The sequence below is a fragment of the Vibrio sp. 1288 genome (assembly GCF_033344475.1).
The window spans coordinates 96,210-116,567 of the sequence record NZ_JAWPOX010000010.1 but is presented as its reverse complement, the minus strand read 5'-3'; the positions used below and the strand labels follow the sequence as shown (position 1 = coordinate 116,567).

At 45.7% G+C, this 20,358-nt stretch carries 20 protein-coding genes and 1 tRNA gene; 18 read left to right on the top strand and 3 right to left on the bottom strand.

Going from position 1 to position 20,358, the window contains the following annotated elements; genetic code table 11:
* Nucleotides 1–6: 6 nt before the first annotated feature.
* Both R8O11_RS09910 and R8O11_RS09905 read right to left on the bottom strand, forming a co-directional pair.
* Complete coding sequence (locus tag R8O11_RS09910) at nucleotides 7–1,074, bottom strand: class I SAM-dependent methyltransferase (RefSeq protein ID WP_005388297.1); 1,068 nt, start codon at nucleotides 1,072–1,074, stop codon at nucleotides 7–9.
* A 27-nt stretch (nucleotides 1,075–1,101) separates the two neighbouring features.
* Nucleotides 1,102–1,500, bottom strand: coding sequence for a hypothetical protein (locus tag R8O11_RS09905; RefSeq protein WP_005382272.1), 399 nt, complete (start codon nucleotides 1,498–1,500; stop codon nucleotides 1,102–1,104).
* Between the two features lie 76 nt (nucleotides 1,501–1,576).
* Between R8O11_RS09905 and R8O11_RS09900 the strand changes: the two genes are divergently transcribed.
* From R8O11_RS09900 to R8O11_RS09820, 17 genes are read left to right on the top strand one after another with little or no spacing between them, the layout of a single operon-like run.
* Nucleotides 1,577–2,305, top strand: a complete 729-nt coding sequence (locus R8O11_RS09900; protein ID WP_213896173.1) for a beta-ketoacyl synthase chain length factor — start codon at nucleotides 1,577–1,579, stop codon at nucleotides 2,303–2,305.
* Entirely contained in the window at nucleotides 2,302–3,069 is a 768-nt protein-coding gene (locus R8O11_RS09895; protein WP_005388305.1) for a lysophospholipid acyltransferase family protein, read from the top strand. The genes R8O11_RS09900 and R8O11_RS09895 overlap by 4 nt, the downstream gene beginning before the upstream one ends.
* Nucleotides 3,070–3,082: 13 nt before the next feature.
* Nucleotides 3,083–3,343, top strand: a complete 261-nt coding sequence (locus tag R8O11_RS09890; RefSeq protein ID WP_005382278.1) for a phosphopantetheine-binding protein — start codon at nucleotides 3,083–3,085, stop codon at nucleotides 3,341–3,343.
* Between the two features lie 15 nt (nucleotides 3,344–3,358).
* Nucleotides 3,359–3,616, top strand: coding sequence for an acyl carrier protein (locus tag R8O11_RS09885; RefSeq protein ID WP_005382279.1), 258 nt, complete (start codon nucleotides 3,359–3,361; stop codon nucleotides 3,614–3,616).
* Nucleotides 3,616–4,176 (top strand): hypothetical protein, encoded by a 561-nt coding sequence (locus R8O11_RS09880; RefSeq protein WP_139059979.1) that lies wholly within the window; start codon nucleotides 3,616–3,618, stop codon nucleotides 4,174–4,176. The genes R8O11_RS09885 and R8O11_RS09880 overlap by 1 nt, the downstream gene beginning before the upstream one ends.
* A 4-nt stretch (nucleotides 4,177–4,180) precedes the next feature.
* The gene (locus tag R8O11_RS09875) at nucleotides 4,181–5,581 is read left to right on the top strand and encodes an AMP-binding protein (protein ID WP_042523999.1); all 1,401 of its coding nucleotides are present in this window, start codon (nucleotides 4,181–4,183) and stop codon (nucleotides 5,579–5,581) included.
* Between the two features lie 10 nt (nucleotides 5,582–5,591).
* Entirely contained in the window at nucleotides 5,592–5,960 is a 369-nt protein-coding gene (locus R8O11_RS09870) for a 3-hydroxyacyl-ACP dehydratase (RefSeq protein ID WP_017634794.1), read from the top strand.
* Nucleotides 5,953–7,659 carry a glycosyltransferase family 2 protein gene (locus R8O11_RS09865; RefSeq protein WP_064369070.1) on the top strand — a complete coding sequence of 569 codons (1,707 nt, stop codon included), beginning with the start codon at nucleotides 5,953–5,955 and terminating at the stop codon, nucleotides 7,657–7,659. Before R8O11_RS09870 ends, R8O11_RS09865 begins: the two co-directional genes overlap by 8 nt.
* Nucleotides 7,643–9,196 (top strand): HAL/PAL/TAL family ammonia-lyase, encoded by a 1,554-nt coding sequence (locus R8O11_RS09860; protein ID WP_017448720.1) that lies wholly within the window; start codon nucleotides 7,643–7,645, stop codon nucleotides 9,194–9,196. Before R8O11_RS09865 ends, R8O11_RS09860 begins: the two co-directional genes overlap by 17 nt.
* Nucleotides 9,196–9,642, top strand: a complete 447-nt coding sequence (locus tag R8O11_RS09855) for an acyl-CoA thioesterase (RefSeq protein WP_005388315.1) — start codon at nucleotides 9,196–9,198, stop codon at nucleotides 9,640–9,642. The genes R8O11_RS09860 and R8O11_RS09855 overlap by 1 nt, the downstream gene beginning before the upstream one ends.
* Nucleotides 9,642–10,262, top strand: a complete 621-nt coding sequence (locus R8O11_RS09850) for a LolA family protein (RefSeq protein WP_017634795.1) — start codon at nucleotides 9,642–9,644, stop codon at nucleotides 10,260–10,262. Before R8O11_RS09855 ends, R8O11_RS09850 begins: the two co-directional genes overlap by 1 nt.
* Entirely contained in the window at nucleotides 10,234–12,576 is a 2,343-nt protein-coding gene (locus tag R8O11_RS09845; RefSeq protein ID WP_064369068.1) for an MMPL family transporter, read from the top strand. The genes R8O11_RS09850 and R8O11_RS09845 overlap by 29 nt, the downstream gene beginning before the upstream one ends.
* On the top strand, nucleotides 12,573–13,184 hold the full coding sequence (locus R8O11_RS09840; RefSeq protein ID WP_017634797.1) for a DUF3261 domain-containing protein: 612 nt from the start codon (nucleotides 12,573–12,575) through the stop codon (nucleotides 13,182–13,184). The genes R8O11_RS09845 and R8O11_RS09840 overlap by 4 nt, the downstream gene beginning before the upstream one ends.
* A gap of 20 nt (nucleotides 13,185–13,204) precedes the next feature.
* The gene (locus R8O11_RS09835) at nucleotides 13,205–14,392 is read left to right on the top strand and encodes a beta-ketoacyl-[acyl-carrier-protein] synthase family protein (protein ID WP_017634798.1); all 1,188 of its coding nucleotides are present in this window, start codon (nucleotides 13,205–13,207) and stop codon (nucleotides 14,390–14,392) included.
* On the top strand, nucleotides 14,385–14,849 hold the full coding sequence (locus tag R8O11_RS09830; protein ID WP_193837658.1) for a hotdog family protein: 465 nt from the start codon (nucleotides 14,385–14,387) through the stop codon (nucleotides 14,847–14,849). The genes R8O11_RS09835 and R8O11_RS09830 overlap by 8 nt, the downstream gene beginning before the upstream one ends.
* The gene (gene fabG, locus R8O11_RS09825) at nucleotides 14,846–15,571 is read left to right on the top strand and encodes a 3-oxoacyl-ACP reductase FabG (protein ID WP_193837657.1); all 726 of its coding nucleotides are present in this window, start codon (nucleotides 14,846–14,848) and stop codon (nucleotides 15,569–15,571) included. Before R8O11_RS09830 ends, fabG begins: the two co-directional genes overlap by 4 nt.
* Entirely contained in the window at nucleotides 15,568–16,791 is a 1,224-nt protein-coding gene (locus R8O11_RS09820) for a beta-ketoacyl-ACP synthase (protein ID WP_021452981.1), read from the top strand. Before fabG ends, R8O11_RS09820 begins: the two co-directional genes overlap by 4 nt.
* Nucleotides 16,792–16,976: 185 nt before the next feature.
* Here R8O11_RS09820 and R8O11_RS09815 read toward each other — a convergent pair.
* Nucleotides 16,977–17,053: transfer RNA gene (locus R8O11_RS09815), tRNA-Arg, on the bottom strand.
* Nucleotides 17,054–17,476: 423 nt separating this feature from the next.
* Here R8O11_RS09815 and R8O11_RS09810 point away from each other — a divergent pair.
* Entirely contained in the window at nucleotides 17,477–20,017 is a 2,541-nt protein-coding gene (locus R8O11_RS09810) for a phage/plasmid primase, P4 family (protein WP_318194104.1), read from the top strand.
* Nucleotides 20,018–20,358 lie beyond the last annotated feature (341 nt).

The window sequence follows — 20,358 nt, the reverse complement described above, 5'->3', positions numbered from 1 at the left end:
CTGAATTTAGTTTGCTTGTAGTTTTAATAAGGTATGACCAAGGCCAATATTGTCGGTTCTTTCAACGACAGATAAACCTGCCGCTTCGACAATTTCTAAGAAATCATCACTGCGATAAAAGCGACTATTACCGTTAGCTAAACAGGTAAAATAAAGAGAAGTGGCATTAAGGCTATAGGAAGCTCCCGCGTATTTTTGAGCATCCCAAAACAGCTCCAATACGTAAATAGTATCTCCCTTCGTTAACTGGGCTTTAACTTTTTTAAGGATATTGAGGATCTCAATTGGGGAAAAGCAATCCAAGAACTGGCTCATCCACCATACGTCAGCGTGTCCAGGCAATGTTTGTGCTTTATCCAGCATGTTTGCAGGGTATGGACGTACACGCTCGACGAACTGGTTTTCTGAAACATTCTTCATCGCTACTTCTAATTGCTGTGGTAAATCAACAATCGTCACTTGAACGTCAGGGTCATGTTTACAACACTGAATCGCCCATTTTCCCGTATTTCCGCCAATATCCACAAGATGCTTTGGCTTGCTTGCAAATACCTCTTTAAGCAGAAGTGGGAACGAGCGATCCGAATAGAAATGATCGAACTTAAACCAGCTCTGTTTGGCTTGTTCTGGTAACGTCGATAGACCTTGATAGATGGTCTCCCAATTGCCCAACTCTTTCAAACCAGACGGTTTACCTTCTTGAATTGCTTCCGTCAAATGCATCATCGCGGCGTAACAAACATCTGCCGTAAAATCCATGTTTGCATTCGTCATACCATCATGAAGAAGGTAAAAACCAAGGTTTGCAAGCGAATAGTTAGGTCGTTCCCATAAAACAATATGCGCACTAATCGCCATATCCAACAGTACTTTAACACCATATTCTGATACTCCCGTTTTCTCGGCAATATCTGTGGCACTCATGCCTTGAGCGCCAGCGCTGTCTAAAGCGGCTAAAATACCTAAATCTCGAAGCGTTTTGGCGGTCTGGAACACGATTGGTGCAAAAGATAACTTCTGAGCTTCTGTCTTCGCTTCAAAAGCATTAAAAGGGTCATTATTTTGATTTAACACGGAAAAACCTAACTGCAATTAATAGTTTTATTGTTGAGATTGATTGCCCAACAATGCAATAGCTCGCTGAATATCAACATTCAAGTTGTTTACCCAACGATTGTAATTGCGGTGGATTTTGCCATCACTTGCTTTGAGATTTACTGAGTTGAGATAAATAATTGAGTAATATTTATTATTGTATGGGATTTTTACTTCTGCAGAGTGTTTACGAACGTGGATTTTTGCAATAAGAACACCAGGGCTTACTTCTTCGATCGTCCAGCCTCGGTTAGTTGCTGATTGCACTATGGCCATTTTTACTTGTTTATTTTGAAGATCATAAGCAACTGGAGTATCCTCCACGTTCATTACAGGTTGTACTCGTCCACAACCAACAAGAAGCAAAGTTAATAATAACGAGACATACAGCTTAAAACGCGACATGATAATTTCCTTTTTATTGTGAATTTGGGTCAACCCCAATTTGTATCGAGCTGTAAAATAAACAATTTAACCCAATATGCCAAACTCGAAGATCAACATTTCGTTCAATATTGATGCGTGGACAGCGAATTCATTCGGTTTATCCGAATCCAATGAATGGAAACAATGGGCAACAGAGATAAAATGGCCAGAAGATGGCAAAATCAATGTTGCAAATATTCCTGCGATGATGCGCAGAAGAATGAGCCCACTCAGTAAACTGGCGGTACAAACTGCAATCGAAATGCTTAATCAACATCAAGTTGATTACCTTGTATTTTCAAGCCGTCATGGTGAACTGCATCGCAGCGTCGCACTAGTTGAAGATATAATTAATGGAGAAGAGGCGTCTCCGATGGCTTTTTCTCAATCGGTGCACAATACCGCCGCAGGGCTTGCCACTATCGCAACTAAACAACCCATTCCCCTAACTTCTATCGCTGCGGCAGAAAACACATTCCAAAGCGCAATATTAGAAGCATGGCTGTTTTTGTCCGACAATCCTGACAAAAAAGTACTGCTTGTTGATTTTGATGAGCCTATGCCTGACTCTTATTTAGAATATGAAAACCAACAATACAAAGGGTTTGGACTTGGCTTGATACTTTCTCATGGAGACAATTTCGCGATACAAAGCTCCATAAACGCAGAACGTTCCGGTCATCCTCTTCCTCAAGGTTTAGTATTTTTGCAACAATACTTGTTAGATAAAAGCCAGTGGACTATTTTCGCTCCGCAACAAGCTTGGGAATGGCACAAAAAATGACTCGCTTAAATCAGTATTGGCGTGTGCTAGCAACAGGCTTTTGTTTTTCAGTATTTGGGTTAGGTGGTTTAGTACTGAGCTTCATTGTTATTCCGACCATTCGTATTTTTGTTTCAGACCAAACGGAACGCGAATATAAAGTTCAAGGTGCGATTCGATATTCATTCAACACATTTTGTAAATTGATGAAGTTGAGTGGCGCAATCGATTATCAAATTATTGGTGCCGATATTCTTCAACAAGATCGTAATTGTTTAATTGTTGCCAACCACCCTAGTTTAATCGATTACGTTCTCATTGCTTCACAATTAAATCGCTGCGACTGTTTAGTAAAATCGGCAATATGGTCGAATCCTTTTATGAAGCACATCGTAAAAGCAGCCGGATATATTCCCAATGAAGCACCGGATGATTTATTAGCACTTTGTGATGAACGATTTAACAAAGGCAACGTGTTGCTTATATTTCCTGAAGGAACAAGAACAACACCAGGTGTAGAGCCGAAATTACAACGCGGTGCAGCACAAATTGCGGTAAGAACAGAACGAGATTTAAGAGTTGTCCATATTACGGTAACGCCAAGTTTCCTCACAAAAGAGAAAAAATGGTATCAAGTACCGGCAACAAAGCCCTTTTTCAGGGTTGAAGTTAAGGATAAAGTTGAGATTACCCCCTTTATAAAGCAAACTACGTCGCCGACAATAGCGGCGCGACGCTTACAACAGCACCTAGCTGAAAACATTTTTCCAGAAAACTTTTATTAATAAGCAGGTCCCAGTGGAACAGTTACACAACGACATTAAGCAACTTATTATTGATGCTTTAAACCTTGAAGATTTAACCGTAGATGATATTGAAACGGATGCACCACTTTTTGGTGATGGACTTGGCTTAGATTCTATCGACGCGCTTGAGCTTGGACTCGCAATAAAAAAACAATACAACATCGTTATTGATGCCGACGACTCAAACACGCGCGAACACTTTGCTTCTGTAGCAAACCTAGCGAAATACGTTTCTTCTCAAACTAATGAATAAGTTGTAGGTATATTCATGACTGATGTAAATAAAGATCAAGTATTTGAACAAGTTAAAGATGCGCTTGTTGAGCTGTTCGAAATTGACGCAGCCGACATTCAGTCAGATGCGCACTTATACCAAGATCTCGATCTAGATAGCATTGACGCCGTTGATTTGGTCGTACACCTACAGAATGTCACTGGCAAAAAAATCAAGCCAGCAGAGTTTAGTGCTGTAAGAACCGTTGACGATGTGGTTAACGCCGTCACTGAGTTATTGAAGGAAAGTTAATGCGCCAATTGCTGACTGGTCTGTCTGCAATTGTACTGTTTGCCTACCCCTTCGCCGTCTATTTCGGTATAGATAAATTTGGCTTGAACTTAGTCGGGGGCTTGTTAATTGCTGCGTTACTTTTGCGTGTTTTCGTCGCAAATAAGACCCCACTAAAAGAGTTTAAATTCTTGGCGCTCGCTACGGGCGCTGTTGGCATTGTTCTAATTACACTTGGCATGGTGTTTAAACAACACGGGTGGCTTCACTTTTACCCTGTGGTTGTCAATGTATGTATGCTGTGTGTCTTTGGACTGAGCTTAAAACAGCCGCAATCAATCATTGAAAGGCTTGCTCGCTTGCAAGAGCCTGACCTTCCGGCTAGTGGCGTGGCTTACACACGCAAAGTGACGATGGTTTGGTGCGGTTTTTTTACGCTCAATGCTGCCGTTGCGCTCTATACCTGTTTCCTACCAGTAAAAATATGGACGCTTTATAACGGCCTCATCAGCTACTTACTTGCTGGTGGCTTGTTCGCTGGAGAATGGATCGTGCGTCAATTTGTTCGAAAGGAACACTAATCGTATGAATACAACGTATTCGAGCTTTACCTCCCTAGCGACCTTGTTCATCGCGGAGAGGTCTGAGCAATCCCCAGTCTCTTACGATCGCGATACGGTTATCACGTGGGGTGATTTCCAACAGCACGTCGCAACACTTACTCAACAGCTAGAAACCCAACCAACGCAAAACATTGCGTTGTGTTTTGGCAACAGCTACCTGTTTGCCGTTGGCTTTTTTGCTTGTTGTTATGCAGGAAAATCCATTGTATTACCTGGTAATTACCAACCAGAAGCACTCAAAGAGCTCAGTGAGCACTACGATTTGTTGCTGCATGATGCCGATGTCTCGGCTCCAGAACTCGTGAGCTCGCTTTTGATCGAAGCTCAATCATTGCTAGAAACCACCGTGATTAGCGAGCCAGAGGCCAAACAACCTTATTTTTGGCGTGAATTAAACCTGGCAGAAATACCAGTAACGCTATTTACTTCGGGTTCAAGCGGCACACCAAAAGCCATTGCAAAAACGCTGAAACAGCTCGATATCGAAGTTGCTATTCTAGATAACCTGTGGGGCGACACGGTTGCCAGCACACGCGTTGAAAGCACCGTTTCTCATCAACACATTTACGGCTTGCTGTTCCGCGTATTGTGGCCTTTGTGCTCCGCACGTCCATTTTCAGCACACAACCTTGAGTTCCCAGAGCAAATTGTCCATCACGCTGATGCTGACACCACGCTAGTAAGCAGCCCTGCGTTACTAAAACGACTCAGTGAAGAGCACAATCCGGTTGCGATTCGGTGCGTATTTTCTTCTGGTGGTCCCTTGCCAAACCAAGCCGCGCAGCACAGCCAGTTGTTGTTTGGGTCACTTCCTATTGAAGTTTTTGGCAGCACAGAAACCGGCGGCATCGCTTACCGTCAGCAGCACGAAGCCAGTACTCCCTGGACGTTATTCCCTGGTATTGAAGCCGAGCTTAACCATGAAAATTGTTTAAAGCTCCGCTCGCCACACATTGATGAAAACACTTGGTACCAAACTGCGGATGAATGCTATTTCCATGATAGTATTTCTTTTGAATTGCGTGGACGCACTGACCGAATCGTCAAAGTCGAAGAAAAGCGTATTTCCCTTGTCGAAGTGGAAAAACGTTTAGAGCAATTGCCGTGGGTTCAAGAAAGCGTGGTGATCCCAATGGAAGAATCTGGTCGCCTCACGTTAGTCTCGATCATCGTACTTAACGATCAAGGCAGCGATGTGCTTAATGAACTTGGTAAAGGCAAATTTTGGCTTGAGCTTCGCAAGGCACTGCGCAATTGGCTAGAACCGATCGCTATCCCGAGAAAATTCCGAGTGGTCGACGAAATTCCATTGAACAGCCAAGGCAAACGCCAAGTTGCTGAAATTGAAAAACTATTCCAATAAAGCTAGTAACATGGAAAAAAGAAAACCAACTATTCAGAATATTGAAGTGAGTGACCATACCGCGGAGCTGTCGCTGCGAGTGGATGCTGACATCTTAGATTTCCAAGGTCATTTCAATCACTTCCCTCTTTTACCCGGCGTCACTCAAATTGATTGGGCGCTGTTCTACGCCGTTCAATATTTGAATACTCCCAAGGTATTTAAAGGAATGGAAGTCATCAAATTTCAAGAGCCGATTCTGCCAAACGCCGACGTTTGCCTCTCACTATCTTGGGACAATGAGCGCGAGAAATTGACCTTTAAGTACACATCGACAAACGGTGAAACCTTGGTGACTCACTCGTCAGGAAAAATGAAACTGGGTGAGTCACGTGAGTGATTATCGCCCCTGCTTTTTAATTCCTTGCTACAACCACGGCAGCACAATTGCAGACGTGGTTGCGTCGTTATCCTCTTTCGCTTTGCCAGTGCTGGCCGTTGACGACGGCAGCAATGAAGACACCAAACAAGCGCTTTCTGCTTTGAGCAAGCAAGGACTGATAAAACTGATTAGTTTGAGAGAAAACCAAGGCAAAGGTGGCGCTGTGATGGCAGGCCTACATCAAGCTCACCAACTTGGTTTTACGCACGCCATTCAAATCGACGCAGACGGTCAACACGACCTAGAAGCATTGCCGAAATTGCTCAGCGCCAGCGAAACAAAACCAGATAACCTGATTTCGGGCCAACCGATATACGACGAGAGCGTACCTAAATCCCGTTTGTATGGTCGCTACGCTACGCACGTGTGGGTGTGGATAGAAACCTTGTCACTATCTATCAAAGACAGCATGTGCGGTTTTCGCGCCTACCCAGTGGCGAAAACGGTCGCCGTGTTGAACAAGTACAGCATCGGCAAACGCATGGATTTTGATATCGAAATTCTAGTGCGAATGTATTGGGAAGGCGTCGACATTGATTTTGTTCCAACGCGCGTGATCTACCCTGAAGGTGGCATTTCCCACTTCGACGCATTGTGGGACAACGTCAAGATAAGCTGGATGCACACTCGCCTATTTTTTGGCATGTTGCCGCGCATTCCTTCGCTACTCGCCAGAAAGCGCCAAAACACAGATGACAATAATGCCCACTGGTCGAAACGAAAAGAACAAGGCACGATTTTAGGCATCAAAACCTTACTCGCGGTTTACCGCTTGTTCGGCAGAAAAGCGTTTGACCTGATTTTAAAATTAGTCATGCGCTACTACCACTTCACGGGTAAATCTGCCCGTGAAGCGTCTGAGGTTTACCTGCAAAACTTGCAGTACTACGCAACGCAGCAGAGCATCGCACTACCAAAACAGTTGGACAGCTATCATCATCTGCTTTCTTTTGGGCGAACCATGCTCGACAAACTGGCTGCTTGGCAAGGTGACTTTAACGTCGATAACCTAACCATTCACGGCCAGCATCATTTCGAAGAGATGGCGCAGAAAAAACAAGGCGTGCTCATTTTAGGCTCGCACCTTGGCAATATCGAACTCTGCCGCGCGCTTGGTCGTCGACACTCTCATGTCAAAATCAACGCCTTGGTATTTACCCAACACGCTGAACAATTTAATGCGGTAATGAAGGCGGTAAACCCAAACTCGGAACTGAATTTGATTCAAGTCAGCTCAATGGGACCAGACACCGCGATTCTGCTTCAACAAAAAATCGAGCAAGGCGAATGGGTGGTGATCGTTGGCGATCGCACTTCTACCAGCAAAGAAAATCGTGTCGTTTGGGCAGATTTTCTTGGTAAACCAGCGCCATTTCCGCAAGGCCCATTCATGCTGGCCTCGGTATTAAAAGCGCCGGTTTATCTACTCTTCGGCCTACGCGACGATGAAGCAAACACTCCGCATTTTAATGTGTACTTTGAACACTTTAGTGACCAAATCACGCTACCGCGCAAGGAGCGTCAGCAGGCACTAGAACACGTTGTTCAACAGTACGCCCACAGATTAGAACACCACACACTGCAAGCGCCGTTACAGTGGTACAACTTTTTTAACTTCTGGACTTTAAGTAATCAGCCACATGACAAACAACAATAATCACAACATCACTTTTGGTGCCCAATCTTTAACCATCGAAGATGTCGTTGCCATTGCTCAAGGTGCAAAGGCAAACATGAACACCTCGCCAGAATTTACCGCGAAAATTGATCGTGGCGTGGCGTTTCTGGAACGATTACTGAAAGAAGAAGGCGTTATTTACGGCGTGACTACCGGTTACGGCGATTCATGTACTGTGGCGATTCCACCCGCTCTTGTGGATGAACTTCCGTTGCACCTTACACGCTTCCATGGTTGTGGCTTAGGTCAAATCCTTTCTCATGAGCAAGCTCGCGCGGTGCTGGCAACCCGTTTGTGTTCATTGTCGCAAGGCGTATCTGGCGTGTCTCACGATCTGTTGAACCAAATCGTTACGCTTATCAACCACGACATTGCGCCGCGTATTCCACAAGAAGGCTCGGTGGGCGCAAGTGGCGATTTAACGCCTCTGTCTTACCTAGCGGCGACCTTAATTGGCGAGCGTGAAGTGCTTTACAAAGGCGATGTGCGACCAACACAAGAAGTGTTTGCAGAGCTGGGCATTGAGCCAATTCGCCTAAAACCAAAAGAAGGTTTGGCGTTAATGAACGGTACATCCGTGATGACTGCCCTCGCCTGTCTTGCCTACAAACGCGCAGAATACCTAGCTCAGCTTTGCACCAAGATTACCGCGATGGTCTCTGTGGGTATGCAAGGTAATGACTTCCACTTTGATGAAGCGTTGTTTGCGGTAAAGCCTCACCCTGGTCAACAGCAAGTTGCGGCTTGGCTGCGTGATGATCTCAATGCTGAGCGTCCGCCACGCAATAGCGACCGACTGCAAGATCGCTACTCGCTGCGTTGTGCGCCACACGTAATTGGCATGGTGCAAGACTCACTGCCTTGGCTACGTCAATTGATTGAGAATGAACTAAATAGTGCCAACGACAATCCAATTATCGATGGCGACAACGAGCGCGTTCTGCACGGCGGTCACTTCTACGGTGGTCATATCGCAATGGCGATGGATACGTTGAAAGTGAACATTGCCAACTTAGCTGATTTGCTGGACCGTCAGATGGCGCAACTGATGGATTACAAGTTCAATAACGGCCTGCCGTTTAACTTAACCGGTGCAGAAGGCGAGCGTAAACCGATCAACCACGGCTTTAAAGCGGTTCAGATTGGTATCTCAGCTTGGACGGCAGAAGCGTTGAAAAACACCATGCCAGCGAGCGTTTTTTCTCGCTCAACCGAATGTCACAACCAAGACAAAGTGAGCATGGGCACCATTGCGGCTCGTGATTGCTTACGCGTACTTGAGTTAACAGAGCAAGTTGCTGCGGCTTCACTCCTAGCAAGCGTTCAAGCGGTTGAGATACGTCGTCGTCATAACGAATTGGACGAACACCACATGAGTCAGAGTTTGCGAGTAATTCGTGACGCCGTGCTGAGCGAGTTTGAGTTTGTGATTGAAGATCGCCCATTGGAACAAGATTTGCGTCATTTCATTGAACGCATTCAGCAACGTCATTGGCCACTCTACGCGGAGGTATAATGCAAGAGCAGGTTCTCTACCCATTAGAAGCGGAGGTGACTATGGTCACCTCATTCCAAGATGCTGACCCGATGGGCGTGATATATCACGGCAACTTCTTTCGGTATTTTGAAGAAGCGCGTCGTGTGCTGATGGAGAAGATCCAATACAGCTATCGCGATATGCAAGACTCTGGGTATATGTGGCCGATCATCGACACGCGCGTTAAATACGTCAAGGCGATTCCGTTTAATCACACCATTCGCATTACCGCGCAACTCACGGAGTGGGAAAACCGCTTGCGTGTGGATTACGTGATTTACGACGCCGAAACGAATCAACGTATGTGCAAAGCGCATACAACGCAAGTCGCCGTATCCATTGAAAAGCAAGAGATGTGCTTTGTTTCTCCAGCAGTCTTTTTAGATAAAGTAGAGCAATGGCACAACCATGGGAGCCTGAACTAATGCAAAAGTGGTTACTCTCTTTTTTGTTGATATTTTCTGTTCCAGCACTGGCCACACCGACAGCAAACGTAACGGATTTGGCATCGCTTCAACAGCAGTTGTCTCAGCATGAAATCGTACGCGGAGATTTTACGCAGCAGCGTCATCTGGAAATGTTTAGTCAACCTTTAACCTCTAAAGGTCAGTTCACACTGAGCAAAACACATGGCTTGTTGTGGCAACAAACTGAACCTTTCGCAGTCAATTTGGTATTGACGGAAAACAAACTTCGTCAGACTTTTGCCGACCAAGCTCCGAAAACGATTTCTGCTGAAGAAAACCCAATGGCGTTCTACTTTAGCCATGTGTTTTTATCCGTGTTCCACGGGGATACTTCTGCACTGCAAGAACAATTCACACTCGATTTTTCAGTTGAGAACAATCAATGGCAGCTCGTTTTAGTGCCAAAACAGTCGCCATTAAATGCGGTGTTTCAATCCATCACTCTTTCCGGTAAAACGCACATTGATCGCCTAACCCTACAAGAGCTGCGTGGCGATAAGACCGAAATCACGTTTACGAACCAGACCTCTCTACCTCAGGAACTCACGGATGCCGAAGACGCTCAATTCCGTTTCTAAACTCAGTCTTGGCACTCATACCTTTGCTCTGGTTTGGCTCAATCTCGTTGTTTTAGCGGGCGCGTTGCTACTCAAACAATGGGTTTGGAGCGCAGAATCTCCGATTGAGACCAACATTTTAAAACTGTTGCCGAAGAACCAACAAAACCCAGTGGCAGAGCAAGCCTTTGAGTCGGTCTCGGCAAGTATGAGCGACAAAGTCATTTTCGTGATCACAGCGCCGGACAAAAATGCCCTTTTTGCAGCGGCCACTGAATTTGATAAGGGGTTACGACAAAGTAATCATTTTCGCGATGTGGTGGGAAAAATCTCACCTCAAGAGCAGCAAGCTTGGGCGAGTTACTACTTTAAGCACCGTTTCCAATTGCTGACGCCTGAACAACGAGAGCGTTTAAGCAAAAATCCAGAACAGCAAGTGCAGCATGTGATTCAGTCTCTGTACAACCCGTTTTCTGGAGTGACTGGGCAAGAGTTACAAAATGATCCTTTCTTGCTATTTCGTGATTATTTAAGCCAAGTTACCCAGCAATCGTCCTCTTTCCGATTGGATAACGGCTATCTGTCCGTCGAAAAAGACGGTGCTCAATACTTGCTTATTACTGCTGAGCTAAAAGACTCGCCTTATAGCCTAACTGGGCAGCTTGCCGTCCCTGACATTCAAGCGCTAGAGCAAAGCGTCGCGCAGAAATATGGCGCTAAAGTGGCACATACTGGCGTTCTATTTTACGCCGACTTTGGTACGCAAAGTGCCAAATCGGAGATCAGTACCATCGGTGTGTTCTCTCTGCTCGGTATCATTGCATTGCTCGTGTTGGTCTTTCGTAGTGTGATGCCACTGTCTCTGGCACTGCTTTCCATCACCATTGGTTTGCTCGTTGCTTTGTCCGTTACGACGTGGATTTTTGGAAAAGTCCATCTGTTCAGTTTAGTGTTTGGCGCAAGTTTAATCGGCGTGTCTATCGACTACGCATTCCACTACCTAACCGAACGTCTTGCGGCGGGAAATGAATGGGATAGCGAGCAAGGATTAAAGCATATTTTCATAGCTATCACACTTGGCTTAATCACCAGTTTGATCGGCTATTTGGGCATGTTAGTGGCACCGTTTCCAGGTTTGCAGCAGCTTGCGCTGTTTTCATCCATTGGTCTGATTGCTGCTTACATCACCGTGGTGGCTTGGTATCCGATACTGGCTCGTAACCCATCGCGATCCATTTCGAACTTACCAGGACAATCACTGTTGGCGAAATGGTTAACGCTTTGGAATCAACCTCGAATTAAAGTCGGATTACCGATGTTATGTGTGGTTGCGAGTGGCTTTTTCTTGCTGCAATTGAACTACGATGACGACATTCGTCTGCTGCAAACGATGCCGAAAGATCTCAAGCAGCAAGAAACCTTGATTACGACGCTCAGTGGCATGCAATCTTCGCAGCAAATGTTGGTCGTTACCGCCGACGATGACGAAAGCCTAATGAAAAAGCTGGAGTCTTTGACACCAACTTTAGAAGCGTGGAAAGCGGAAAGCACCATCGAAAGCTACCAGAGCCTGAGCCGCTACTTGAGCTCAGTGGAACGTCAGCAACAAGACTATCAATTGATTCGCGATCTTTACGCGACACAATCCAGCCCACTTACTTCCGGGTTGGGCTTAAGTAAAAAGCCCAAAATGGACGCCGACTTTATCCCTGTTACGGTTGAACAGTACTTGCAAAACCCGGTATCAGCGCCTGTACGTTTTCTTCATTTGGGTAAAATTAAAGAAAAATCGGCAACGGTTGTGGTGTTAAACCAATTGCAAGACTCCGCTGTTGTTAAGGCATTTGCCAAATCACAGTCTGATGTTGTTTACCTAAACAAAGCTGAAGAAATATCCGCCCTATTTGGTGAATACCGAATCAAAATCATGGAGCTATTGGCAGCCGCCAGTGCTGTGATCTTTCTGGTATTAATCAAGCGGTACGGTCTGCAACACAGTTGGCGAGTTTTACTGCCATCATTGATTGCTTGCGCCTGCGGTCTTGCAACTGCTGTCGCGATGGGAACAACATTAAACCTGTTCAACTTGCTTGGCTTGGTGCTCATTCTTGGTATCGGGATCGATTACACTCTGTTCTTTGCCGAGAAAGCCCGCAGTGTGAGCACACTATTGGCGATCACCCTTTCGGCAATGACCACTGTGTTGTCATTTGGGTTGCTGTCACTCAGCCAAACTCACGCGATTCACAGTTTCGGCATTACGGTGTTAAGTGGTATTTTTGTCGCTTGGCTGCTCTCTCCGATTGCAATTAAAACAGAGGAAACGACGTCATGATTTTCAATCACGCCTTTCGCTGCGCGACGTTATTCGCACTGAGCCTGTTTTTAAGTGCATGCAGCTTGGTCCCTCACCAATCGACGCCTCAGGTCGACATTGCCGAGCACACCCAAGTTAGCTTGCCCACTCCCGCAAGCTTGGGCTATCAGTTGTCTGCCAGTCAGTTAATTACGGCTTCTTGGGCAATAGATGGTAAAACCAAATCTGAGCAACTTCCGGTACAACTGCAAGTGATCAACAACGAAGTGGTGCTGGCAGGCTTCTCATCCTGGGGGACGAGAGTACTCTCACTGTCTTACGATGGAGAACAAATTCAAACCGAAGTGCTCAACGGTTTACAAGGTTCGCTACCGCAGCCAGAACAGGTATTATTTAACCTGATGATCACGCTCTGGCCGAGTTCCGCTTGGGAAGGGTCGTTAAATGAGGTAAGGTGGCGAATTATTGATAAAAATAATTCTCGCGCCATCTTTGATAGCGACGGTGAAAAGATCATTAAGATTCAATACAGCTCTTCTAACAAGTTAGAGGGTAAGATTGATTTTCATCACCTCAAACATCAGTTTTCAATTTCTATTCAAACACTGCAACATCAGATTAATTAAGAACAATTTAGAATAACAATATGCCTATTCGCTCTTCTCAACCTTTGTATATTCAGGCCTGTGGCTTTCACTCTGCCATGGGACAAGATGATGCGCTCATCCACCAGTGTTTATCAGGAGCGAAGCCATCCAACATGGTGGTTGACCAAGATATTTTAAATTCAGGCCGCCAAACAGTAATCGGTCGAATTGCACAGACGTTACCGCAATTACCGACCGCACTCAGCCAGTTTGATACGAGAAACAACCGCCTCGCACTTTCGGCTTTGCTGCAAATCGAAGGCGACGTGCGTGACGCCATTGCTAAATATGGTCGTGACCGTATCGCAGTCGTGATCGGCACCAGCACATCTGGCATTTCAGATGGCGAAATCGCATTTGGCGAAAAGCTGGCAAACGGTAATTTTCCTGCCGACTACCATTACACCAAACAAGAGCTTGGCAACTGCAGCGATTTTATTGCCGCCTACTTTGATTTGAGCGGCCCACATTACTCAGTTTCAACCGCCTGTTCTTCTAGTGGCCGTGTCTTTTTAACCGCGCAACGCATGATTCGCTCTGGCATTGTTGATGCGGTTATTGTGGGTGGTGTGGATACCATTTGTCGCCTCACACTAAACGGCTTTAACGGTTTAGAAGCTCTATCCGATACCCTTTGTAAGCCGTTTGACCAACATCGCAACGGCATCAATATCGGTGAAGCCGCAGCATTAATGTTGCTAAGCAAAACACCTGCGCCCGTTGCTCTTCTCGGAGCTGGCGACAGCTCAGACGCACACCATATTTCCGCACCACATCCAGAAGGGTTAGGCGCAGAAGAAGCGATGAAAAAAGCGTTGGCCAATGCAGGACTTACAGCGCAAGACATTGGTTACATCAACGCGCATGGCACAGCAACGCCGTTAAACGATGCGATGGAAAGCAAAGCCATTCATCGCTGCTTTGGAGACTCCGTTCCCGTAAGCTCGACAAAGCCACTTACCGGACACACATTAGGTGCAGCAAGTGCAACGGAAGCGGCTATCGCTTGGCATATTCTCAAGTACAACCTTGATTTGCCAATACAACACTGCGAAACCAAAGCAGACGATATCCATATATCGTTAGTTGAGACGCCAACCAAACTGGGTAACAAAGCGATTCTCAGCAACTCTTTTGCTTTTGGTGGCAATAATATTAGTCTTATTTTTGGTTACGCTCATGACTAAACTTCCTCCCATCGAACAACTTTTGCCACACGACAAACCAATGATCTTGGTTGATCGTGCTTTGGATGTTCAACAAGATACGATTCACTGCCAGGTTGATATCGCAGAACACAACCCGTTCTTCGACTCGACCTCTCAAACCGTGCCAGCTTACGTTGGCATTGAGTTTATGGCGCAATCTGTCGCGGCGTGGTCTGGTTACCACGCATTAATGAAGGAACAAGCGCCACCGATTGGCTTTTTGCTTGGTAGCCGTCGATACACGTCTGAATGCGATACGTTTTCTCGCGGACAAATGCTCGATGTGTATGCTGAAAAAGTTATGGAAGATAACGGTATGGCGGTTTTTTCAGCCCGTATTGAGCTACAAGGAACTGTTGTAGCGACTTGCCAATTGAACGTTTACGTTCCATCAGAAGAAAAATTACAAGAAATGAAAATCAGGAGTCAACAATGACCCGACAAGTCCTCGTTACAGGTGCCAGCAAAGGCATCGGTAAAGCCATTGCCGTTCAATTAGCCAAAGATGGTTTCCAAGTCATTGTCCATTACATGGGCGATCAACAAGGCGCGCAAGATACCCTAGACACCATCGAACAGCATGGGGGTAACGGTCGTCTTATCCAATTCGACATCAGTGACCGCGCAGATTGCCGAGAGAAACTAGAAGCCGATATCGCCGAACACGGCGCTTACTATGGCGTCGTGAACAACGCTGGCATCACAAAAGATACCGCTTTCCCTGCGATGACCGAAGAAGAATGGGATGGCGTGATTCATACCAACCTAGATAGCTTCTACAACGTTCTTCACCCTTGTGTTATGCCAATGGTGCAAAGGCGTAAAGGTGGTCGAATTGTTACCCTTGCATCAGTCTCTGGCCTGATGGGTAACCGTGGTCAAACCAACTACAGCGCAGCAAAAGCGGGTGTAATTGGTGCGACAAAATCACTCGCACTTGAACTGGCAAAACGCAAAATCACCGTTAACTGCGTTGCACCGGGACTTATCGACACAGGCATGGTAGACGAACACGTAAAAGAACACGCGATGCCGCAAATTCCTTTGCGCCGCATGGGAGAACCAGAAGAAGTCGCTGGTTTAGTCAGTTACCTTATGTCTGACATCGCAGGCTATGTAACTCGCCAAGTCATTTCGGTAAACGGAGGCCTAGTATGAACCGTCGAGTCGTTGTAACCGGAATGTCGGGCGTGACTGCGTTTGGTAACGATTGGCAATCTGTCGAACCAAAACTGCGTGACTGCCAGAACGCGACGCAATACATGCCTTCTTACGAACAGTATGATGGTTTGAACACCAAGCTCGCGGCACCAATTTTAGATTTTGAACTGCCAAAGCACTACAAGCGCAAGCAAGTACGCGGCATGGGGCGTGTTTCTAAATTGGCGACCGTCGCAACAGAAAACGCACTGAGCCAAGCAGGTTTGATTGGTAACGACGTACTCACCAATGGTCAAACGGGTATCGCATACGGCTCATCAACAGGCAGTACTGACGCAATCGGTGCATTTGGTGTCATGCTGAATGAGAAAACCACCAAAGCGATCACCGCAACGACTTACGTGCAGATGATGCCGCATACCACAGCAGTGAACGTTGGTCTATTTTTTGGTTTGAAAGGCCGAGTGATCCCAACCAGCAGTGCATGTACCTCTGGCAGCCAAGCAATCGGCTACGCCTACGAAGCGATCAAACATGGCTACCAAACGGTAATGGTTGCTGGTGGCGCTGAAGAATTGTGCCCAACGGAATCCGCTGTCTTCGATACCCTTTTTGCCACCAGTCTGAAGAATGAAGACCCGAAAAGCACACCAAGACCTTATGACTCCGATCGCGATGGTTTGGTGATTGGTGAAGGTGCGGGAACGCTAGTTCTGGAAGAGTACGAACACGCCGTCGCTCGTGGCGCGAAAATCTATGCAGAAATCATCGGTTTTGCCAGCAACTGTGATGCCGCACACGTCACTCAACCACAGATGGAAACCATGCAAATCTGTATGGAAATGGCTTTGCAAAACGCGGGCATTCCTGCTGAGAAGATCGACTATGTATCTGCTCACGGCACTGCCACCGACCGCGGCGATATTGCGGAAAGCAACGCAACAGCGAATGCTCTGGGCAAAGTGCCAATCAGTTCACTCAAGAGCTACTTTGGCCACACACTAGGCGCCTGTGGCGCGATTGAAGCGTGGCTAGGTTTAGAAATGATGCACACAGGTTGGTTTAACCCAACGCTCAACCTAGAAAACCTCGACGAGCAATGTGGCGATTTAGACTACATCGCCGGACAAGGCCGAGAGCTGGACGTGAAATATTTGATGAGTAACAACTTCGCCTTTGGCGGCATCAACACCTCCATCATCTTTAAAAAGATGTAATGCCCTTAGTAAATGCAAAAGCGCTGGTTAACCAGCGCTTTTTTGTTGGTGGCTATCCAGATTGCTAGAAATTGCAATGGCTAGAATGCCATTCAAAAGTTGTAGATAGAGTGGCAATTACAGCCAAAAACCTAAAAACGACAAAGCCCCGACAACTCAAAGAGTTATCGGGGCTTTTGAATAAATGGCACGCCCTATTGGATTCGAACCAATGACCACATCCTTAGAAGGGACGTGCTCTATCCAGCTGAGCTAAGGGCGCTTTCTACCGTGAGCACAGTCACGCGGGATGAATCGTACAGGACTGTGCCTGAGCTTTCAACCACCCTCCCACATGCGCAATAACATTTTGGAAGTTTAATTCGACTTTCCAGACAAGTTTCTCGACCTGACGAAGTTTGACCAGCATCACAAAACCCGAAAATTAAAAAAACACGCACCACACAATAAAATAACAACTTGACAACAACCAAGAAACAAATAATGGCCGGTAAGTCGGAGATATTGCAGGATTACAATAATTTTCTTCAAAAAAAATTTTTGCTGATCTCAGCCAAATGGTTAACGCATTGTTAATAAAATAATTATTTACTCAAATTGGATTTTTAATATTTAATCAATCCGTTCTTTCCCGGGTAGAACACTGTTTATTACATCTCCTTAACAAATAAAGTTGGTAGAAATAGTGAAAATTATTAATGAGCACACTCCAAAATTCGTCGAAGTACTTATTCAACATGGTTTAGTGCCGCCAAAACAAGTTATTGCAGACGGAAAAATTCACCGTTTCAGTTCGAACGGTAAGCCTGGCGATAAGGCTGGATACTACGTTCTGTATTCAAACAATGACGGTTCGGTTGCTGGCAAGTTTGGCTGCTGGCGCTCTCTCGATACTACTTTCTGGTCATCACATGGGGATACTCGTTTGTCTCTCGCAGACAAGTTAGCGCTAGAAGAAAACCGTCGTCATGCCCAGCTTGAAATTGAGAATGTTCTCTTTGAGCGAGCATTGTTTGCGAAAAGTGTTCTGGATAGTGCTAAGCCAGCCCAGAACAGCCATGCGTACATCCAGAAAAAGGGTGACTTGCCAGTCGACGGGGTTTTCGAACTTGAATCAATCCCATGCTCACTCTTTTTCGATAACCCAGAGAATACAAAAGTAATGCGTAACGTTCTCTTAATTCCTGTGTATGACAAAGAAGGCAAGCTTCTTACCCTACAAGCCATTAACGAACGTGGTGACAAGATGTTTATGTCTGGTGGTACAACGAAAGGCGGCATGTTTACTTTTAAAGGTAACGATGAGCAGATTTTCGTTGCAGAAGGGTTTGCGACGGCGGCTAGCATTCATGCAGCAACTGGTCATACCGTCGTGTGTGCTTTCAACGCTGGCAATCTCAAGGCAGTAGCACCACAGGTGAAAGAGTTAAACCCTGATTCACTGGTAATTGTCGCCGCTGATAACGACAGTCAGAAAGAACAGGAAGGTAAATGCAACAAAGGCAAAGATATCGCCCAAGAACTGTTTGAACAAGAGGGTTTACCGTACACTTTGCCTGTATTTGAGGAAGGTTCTTCTGGTACGGACTGGAACGACTATGCACTAGAGCACGGTGTCGAGACTCTTCACGATGCTATGCAAAAAGCGTTGGTTATGCCTAAAGCCCCGATTACAACCTTTGAGCAAGCGATCGAGAGCTTAGCTTCAGACTCGAACGACGTTGAGGCTTACAACGTGGCGATCAGTTTCATCAAAGATGCAGAGGCGTTGTTCAAAGGTGGCATGATGAAGAAACTGAAAGAACTGACGAATGTACCTTTCCAGGACATGAAGGAGAATATCACGCAACTGAAAGCGAAAGAACAGCCAGTACAACTGAGCCAAGGTGACATCGCTCACGCTCTTATCGAGAATTTCACAACAGTTGAAATGGTAGCTGCTTATGGATGTATTTGGACATATAACGCTTCTACTGGTCTATGGACAAGTATGAAACTAAGTCTTCTTGGTGATGTAATTGGAAGACGCTTTAATGCCCAAGATAAATGCAAACGCGTGCCAGACTACAAGGTTATCGCTAGTTTTGTATATGATTTGCAAGAAGAACAAGAATTCTTTGACAATGCCCCTAGCGGCATCGCGACACCTTCAGGCTTTTTATGTGTGGGTAATACTGGTATCGAGAAATTGCCATTCAGTCCACTACAGCGCTCTCGTCACGGCTTAAGTTTTGAACCCGCGCCAAAGGGTGTTAAGCCAGAACTATTCCTAAGCATGCTAAATGATGCGTTCGAAGGCTGCCATCCTGAAGAACAAATCCGTCAGTTACGAATGCTGTTCGGTTTATCGCTTTTTGGATTGATGCCAAAACACCAGACCGCTGTATTACTGCATGGTGCAGGTGGCTCAGGTAAATCACTGGTTCTTAAGGTATTAGAGAGCCTATTATCCAGCGATGCTATTGCGACGGTCTCGCCTATGCAAATGGATAAGGATTACAAGGTGGCAACCTTAGCTGGTAAACGATTTAATCTTGTCCCTGAGCTAGATAAGGACATTCCTATCACTAGTGCGGCTTTTAAAGCAATTATTGGTGGTGACACAATTAATGCACGTGAGCCTTATGGCAAATCGTTCAATTTCACACCGAATGTTACGAACTGGTTCAACGGCAACTTTTTCCCTAAAACTACAGACCATACCGAGGGGTTTTATCGTCGCTGGGCAATTATTCACTTCCATAACACTAAACCTGTATCTGAACGCGACCCTTTCCTACTAGAGAAGATCGTAAAAAACGAGCTGCCTGCGATTTTGACATGGGCTATTGAAGGTGTAGAGGACTACCTACAGCAAGGCTATGACTTAGATTCTGGAGAAAACGCCAATCACAGTCTTTACTTATCGCCAGCACATGACCAGTACTTGGCAAAGTGGGTAGCAGAAACAGATAGTGTAAAAGGTTGGTTAAATGATTCTGGTGAGAATGGTATTGTGGAGCGTAAGCGAGGCACTTCTATTCCACCACTTAAGTTGTCGATTGCTTACAGTATTTACAAAGACTGGTGTGTCACAACGGGCATCAAACCTTATTCGAAAACAGAATTTGAGTCAAATATGGAAATGTGTGGTTATGTTGCGAGTAAACCTAACAACACCAAAACCTACATGGAGTTATCCCAATCCCCTACCATCAACGATGTTTTATTCAAGGGGGCAGCGTAGAGCAAGGTGGTAAAGGTTAAGGTAGTTATAAATACTTTTCTATAATGAAAAATATTAAAACCTATACATATCAATATTTATAAACTAAAAAGGTGGTGTCGAAAGCACCACCTTTCCCACTTTTTAACAAGATGAAGATTCAACTCACAAGGAAGCAAAGTAAATGCACGATCTACCATTATACTCTTGGCTCCCCATCACTATCATTCTAGTTATTGGATCACTTTACTTCGTCAGAAAGTTTTTGCTTCGTATGCGCAATCTTAAACTTAACTCGGTTCAGCCAGCCCTTAGACAGCCCGAGGGCGATCTTACGGATTTGGCCGACTCTGAGGTTAAGG

Bases quoted from the DNA above. Each gene is read 5' to 3' on its own strand.
- R8O11_RS09905 (WP_005382272.1), bottom strand. From the start codon at position 1,500: ATGTCGCGTTTTAAGCTGTATGTCTCGTTATTATTAACTTTGCTTCTT.
- R8O11_RS09870 (WP_017634794.1), top strand. From the start codon at position 5,592: ATGGAAAAAAGAAAACCAACTATTCAGAATATTGAAGTGAGTGACCAT.
- R8O11_RS09880 (WP_139059979.1), top strand. From the start codon at position 3,616: ATGCGCCAATTGCTGACTGGTCTGTCTGCAATTGTACTGTTTGCCTAC.
- R8O11_RS09840 (WP_017634797.1), top strand. From the start codon at position 12,573: ATGATTTTCAATCACGCCTTTCGCTGCGCGACGTTATTCGCACTGAGC.
- R8O11_RS09860 (WP_017448720.1), top strand. From the start codon at position 7,643: ATGACAAACAACAATAATCACAACATCACTTTTGGTGCCCAATCTTTA.
- R8O11_RS09845 (WP_064369068.1), top strand. From the start codon at position 10,234: ATGCCGAAGACGCTCAATTCCGTTTCTAAACTCAGTCTTGGCACTCAT.
- R8O11_RS09900 (WP_213896173.1), top strand. From the start codon at position 1,577: ATGCCAAACTCGAAGATCAACATTTCGTTCAATATTGATGCGTGGACA.
- fabG (WP_193837657.1), top strand. From the start codon at position 14,846: ATGACCCGACAAGTCCTCGTTACAGGTGCCAGCAAAGGCATCGGTAAA.
- R8O11_RS09820 (WP_021452981.1), top strand. From the start codon at position 15,568: ATGAACCGTCGAGTCGTTGTAACCGGAATGTCGGGCGTGACTGCGTTT.
- R8O11_RS09875 (WP_042523999.1), top strand. From the start codon at position 4,181: ATGAATACAACGTATTCGAGCTTTACCTCCCTAGCGACCTTGTTCATC.
- R8O11_RS09855 (WP_005388315.1), top strand. From the start codon at position 9,196: ATGCAAGAGCAGGTTCTCTACCCATTAGAAGCGGAGGTGACTATGGTC.
- R8O11_RS09895 (WP_005388305.1), top strand. From the start codon at position 2,302: ATGACTCGCTTAAATCAGTATTGGCGTGTGCTAGCAACAGGCTTTTGT.
- R8O11_RS09835 (WP_017634798.1), top strand. From the start codon at position 13,205: ATGCCTATTCGCTCTTCTCAACCTTTGTATATTCAGGCCTGTGGCTTT.
- R8O11_RS09850 (WP_017634795.1), top strand. From the start codon at position 9,642: ATGCAAAAGTGGTTACTCTCTTTTTTGTTGATATTTTCTGTTCCAGCA.
- R8O11_RS09885 (WP_005382279.1), top strand. From the start codon at position 3,359: ATGACTGATGTAAATAAAGATCAAGTATTTGAACAAGTTAAAGATGCG.
- R8O11_RS09830 (WP_193837658.1), top strand. From the start codon at position 14,385: ATGACTAAACTTCCTCCCATCGAACAACTTTTGCCACACGACAAACCA.